This window comes from Leisingera sp. (assembly GCF_034669605.1).
Taxonomy (GTDB): domain Bacteria; phylum Pseudomonadota; class Alphaproteobacteria; order Rhodobacterales; family Rhodobacteraceae; genus Leisingera.
On sequence record NZ_JAXMOX010000291.1, the window covers coordinates 1 to 4,341 of the forward strand.

Here is a 4,341-nt window from a genome sequence, read left to right on the forward strand (position 1 = left end):
GACACCTGCGACCAGGTCCATGGCGCCGCCCATTCCTTTGACCAGCTTGCCGGGGATCATCCAGTTTGCCAGATCGCCGTTTTCAGCCACTTCCATCGCGCCAAGGATCGCCATGGCAATCTTGCCGCCGCGGATCATCGCGAACGACTGTGCAGAGTCGAAATAGGCAGTCTGCGGCAGCTCGGTGATGGTCTGCTTGCCGGCATTGATCAGGTCCGCGTCCTCTTCGCCTTCAATGGGGAAGGGGCCCATGCCCAGCATGCCGTTCTCCGATTGCAGGGTCACTTCCACGCCTTCCGGGATATAGTTGGACACCAGCGTCGGAATACCGATGCCAAGGTTCACATACCAGCCGTCCTGCAGTTCCTGCGCGGCGCGTGCCGCCATCTGATTGCGGTCCCAAGGCATTATGCTTGCTCCTTCTGGCGGACAGTGGGCTGTTCAATGCGTTTCTCGTGCTGGCCTTGAATAATGCGGTGCACATAGATGCCGGGAAGGTGGATCGAATCCGGGTCCAATGAGCCTGTCGGCACGATTTCCTCGACTTCGGCCACGCAGACTTTGCCGCAGGTGGCGGCAGGCGCATTGAAGTTGCGGGCGGTCTTGCGGAACACCAGGTTGCCGGTCTCATCGGCTTTCCAGGCCTTTACGATGGCGAGATCGGCAAAAATGCCTTCTTCCATGATGTATTCTTCCATGGTGCCGTCCGGGCCGGTGGGGAACTGCCTTTCGTATTTGCCGTCGGCGATCACGGTGCCGACGCCGGTCTTGGTGAAAAAGCCCGGGATGCCTGCGCCGCCGGCCCGCATCCGCTCGGCCAGGGTGCCCTGCGGATTGAACTCCAGTTCCAGTTCACCGCTCAGGTACTGGCGCATGAACTCGGCGTTTTCACCCACGTAGGACGAGATCATCTTTTTAACCTGCCGGGTCTGCAGCAGAATGCCAATGCCGAAGTCATCGACACCTGCGTTGTTGGAGGCAAAAATCAGGTCCTTGGTGCCTGCGTCCTTGATCGCCTGCAGCAGAAGCTCGGGGATACCGCAGAGGCCGAAGCCCCCGGCAGCGATGAACATGCCGTCGTGAAGCAGCCCGTCGAGCGCTTCAGCAGCGTTGGAATATACCTTCTTCATGGAGTTCTCCCAGTATGCCGGTTGCGGGATTTCTGGCTGCCGGCAGGGGCAGAGTCAATGAATACGGAGAGTGACACGTATTTCTACTGAGGGCAGAGAGGGGGATGCTCCCGCGCCTTCCCGGAGCCTTTGCCTGCGGCAAAAACACCATGAAGCTTGAGCGTGGCGCCGCTGTGCGGCGCAAATGGGGGCTTCCCTGAGGCGCCTTTAAGGTTCAGGCTTGGCCTTAGACGCCATGAACGGTTTCTGAACAGACTGGGTCAGCGGGCTCTCCCAGGGCATTCTCCGTTCGAGGGTTGCGCCCGGTTGGCGGGTGCTGTGCCTCAAGAATGGGAGAGAGCACATGCTGGATAGCACGTTCATCGGGCAGGATGTCCACAAGGCGACGATCTCGGTTGCGATTGCAGAGGGAGGGTGTACGGGGCGGAGAGGTCCGCCACCTGGGGGCGGTGCCGCACCGCCCTGATCAGCTCCGAGCTGCCGCAGGCTGTCCGCGATATCGTCTGGAGAGGACAGCTCAGGATGTGCCAGCGCTACCGGCATCTGGTTGCGGCCGGAAAAGCCAAAGTGGTGGTCATCACGGCGATCACGTGCGAGATGGCCGGCTTCATCTGGGCGATCGCCCGCACCATCTCACCCGCCAAAGCCTGAGGAGACTACGAACAGCGACGCCTAGACCCTTTCCGATGCGCAGGGTTGGGGACGGAACGCGGTGGGGAACCCTAATGCCCTGTTATGGGCCGGCACTGTCGACGCCCGATCCTTGGAGCGAGGCAGCGGCAGGATGAAACCACGGTCACGCGGTAACCAACCCGTGCATGAGAGCTTGCTCAACCGTCGTCTCAGTTCCGTCTCCTGTCCTGAGCATCCACATCACACCCTGACCGGTCCCGCCGGAAGAAGTGGCTATGAAACAGAGGCTTGACAACGATCATGAGAACATTCCGCTGAAGAAGCCGGGGCTCGACGCGGCCTGAAGGACATGATTCAGCCTCAGCAGCATTTTGGCGGGGGGATGATGCGAGGGACGGACGAAACGAGCGGGTCGCTGTTCAGCTATGCCGCGCTGGACATGCTGTAGCGCCCCTCCCCCGGATCGCCCCGTCAGCCGACCTTGGGGGCCGGCAAGGGATGCGATGCGGCCGAATTCGTCGCGGATCTCCGCCAGGCCTGCGTCACCACGCACGTCGCCAGGAAAGCGAGGCATTCAGCAATCGACGGGCGCCCAACCCGGCACAAAGGCTATGCCCTGTCCCAGAAGCACCGCAAGAGGATCGAGGGAGACTTTTGGCAGGACCAAGACCATTGGCAGTATGGCCCAGACCGTCTATCGCGGCGTTGAGCGGGTGCGGTCCCGTTTCACCCGGACGCTCGCCGCTGGAAATCCCGTCCGGCTGCCCCGCTTGCCGGCGCTTTGAGGCTGGATGAAACGCACACGGGCCTGCGTCCAGCCACCCGATCTAGATTATGCCCTGGAAGATCGATGACGGATCATCCCATCAGGGAACACAGCGTCCGGCTGACCTGAAGCTGTTCTGCACCATGTCAAGGGCAAGCCGCTGGCGCAGCTGCACCGGCCTTGACCCGCTGCGCAACATGTCCGGCAGTCGCGGGCGCGCCGCGCCAGCGGCGCCGGGCCCAACGGTGAGGGCGCATGCCAATGCGCCTGGAACCGGCGGGAGCGCTCCACCCTGGCCCATGCCGCCGGGTGTCACTCCTTGGCCGCGGCCTTCTTCGGCGCGGTTTTTTTCTTGGCTGCGGGCTTTTTGGCTGTGGCTTTCTTCTTGCCGCCCTTTGCGGATTTTTCCGCAATAAGCTCCACCGCCATCTCCATGGTCACGTCCTTGGGCTCGACATCCTTAGGCAGGGTGGCGTTCACCTTCTCCCATTTGACGTAAGGCCCGTAGCGCCCGTCCATGATATTGATGGCACCGCCGCTGTCGGGGTGATCGCCCAATTCCTTCAGCGGCTTGGCGGCGGCGCGGCTGCCGCGGCGGCCCGGGTTGGCGCGTTTTTCTGCCAGCAGTTCCACCGCCCGGTTCATGCCGATTTCAAAGACATCATTGGGGTCTTTGAGGTTGGCGTAGACCGGTTTTTCCTCCTCCGGCAGCTGATGCATCAGATAGGGGCCGAAGCGGCCGAAATTGGAAGAAATCACGCCGCCTTCGGGGTGTTCGCCGATCTGGCGCGGTAGGCTGAGCAAGGTCAGCGCCTTTTCCAGGTCCATATCGTCCTTGTTCCAGCCTTTGGGCAGGCTGGCGCGCGGCGGTTTTTTGTTCTCAGGGGTTGCTTCTCCGCGCTGCACATAAGGGCCAAAGCGGCCGGCCTTCAGATGGATTTCATCTTCGCCGTCCATGCCCAGCAGGCGTTCATCGCCATCAGCCCCTTCGCCGGCGATGGGACGGGTGTAGGTGCATTCCGGGTAATTGCCGCAGCCGACAAAGCCGCCGGTGCGCGAGGTTTTCAAATGCAGCTGGCCTGCGCCGCATTTGGGGCAGATGCGCGGGTCGCTGCCGTCTTCGCGCGGCGGATAGAGCTGCGGCGCAAGTGCTGCGTCCAGCACGTCCAGTACCTCGGTGATGCGCAGATCGGAGGTTTCCGAAATGGCGGCGGAAAAATCGCGCCAGAACTTGCCCAGCAGATCCTTGTAGTCGCGCTGTCCTGCGCTGACGTCATCCAGTTCTTCTTCCAGATTGGCGGTGAATTCATAGCCCACGTATTTGCGGAAGAAATTCAGCAGGAAGATGGTGACGATCCGGCCTTTGTCTTCGGGGAACAGCCGGTTCTTGTCCTTGCGGACGTACTCGCGGTCCTGGATCGTGGTGATAACGGAGGCATAGGTCGAGGGGCGGCCGATGCCCAGCTCTTCCATGCGCTTCACAAGTGTCGCCTCGGTATAGCGCGGCGGCGGCTGGGTGTGGTGCTGCAGCGCCAGCACGGCACCGTCTTCAGAAAGCACGGATGCCTCTTTGCCGGCCTTGTCAGTCTGGGCCGCCAGCGAAGACGCAAATTTCAGCGCTTCGCCTTCCATGATCTGCGGAAGGCGCTTGTCGTCCTCGTCGGCCACATCATCGCGGCCTTCTTCATAAACCCGCATGAAACCGTCAAACAGCATCACCTGTCCGGTGGCGCGCAGCACGACCTGTTTGTCATCCGAGCCGATTTCGACAGTGGTGCGTTCCAGACGGGCACCTTCCATCTGGCACGACAG

4 protein-coding genes and 1 pseudogene are annotated in these 4,341 nt (G+C 61.7%); 2 read left to right on the forward strand and 3 right to left on the reverse strand.

All coding sequences use genetic code 11. From position 1 onward, the window contains the following. Both VOI29_RS22915 and VOI29_RS22920 read right to left on the reverse strand, forming a co-directional pair. Positions 1-408: CoA-transferase (locus tag VOI29_RS22915; protein WP_323784003.1), on the reverse strand; the 408-nt coding region annotated here is incomplete at its 3' end. Then, on the reverse strand, positions 408-1,130 hold the full coding sequence (locus tag VOI29_RS22920; protein WP_323784005.1) for a CoA transferase subunit A: 723 nt from the start codon (positions 1,128-1,130) through the stop codon (positions 408-410). The genes VOI29_RS22915 and VOI29_RS22920, both read right to left, overlap by 1 nt. Positions 1,131-1,652: 522 nt before the next feature. Between VOI29_RS22920 and VOI29_RS22925 the strand changes: the two genes are divergently transcribed. Both VOI29_RS22925 and VOI29_RS22930 read left to right on the forward strand, forming a co-directional pair. Continuing rightward, positions 1,653-1,781, forward strand: a complete 129-nt coding sequence (locus VOI29_RS22925; RefSeq protein WP_323784007.1) for a hypothetical protein — start codon at positions 1,653-1,655, stop codon at positions 1,779-1,781. A gap of 430 nt (positions 1,782-2,211) precedes the next feature. Next, a pseudogene (locus VOI29_RS22930) lies at positions 2,212-2,548 on the forward strand (IS5/IS1182 family transposase); the annotation flags it as partial. A 293-nt stretch (positions 2,549-2,841) separates the two neighbouring features. Here the strand turns inward: VOI29_RS22930 and VOI29_RS22935 are convergent. Next, the coding region (locus VOI29_RS22935) for a topoisomerase C-terminal repeat-containing protein (RefSeq protein WP_323784010.1) at positions 2,842-4,341 on the reverse strand (1,500 nt) is incomplete at its 5' end.

Coding starts and splice junctions, on each gene's coding strand:
- VOI29_RS22920 (WP_323784005.1), bottom strand. CDS start 1,130: ATGAAGAAGGTATATTCCAACGCTGCTGAAGCGCTCGACGGGCTGCTT.
- VOI29_RS22925 (WP_323784007.1), top strand. CDS start 1,653: ATGTGCCAGCGCTACCGGCATCTGGTTGCGGCCGGAAAAGCCAAAGTG.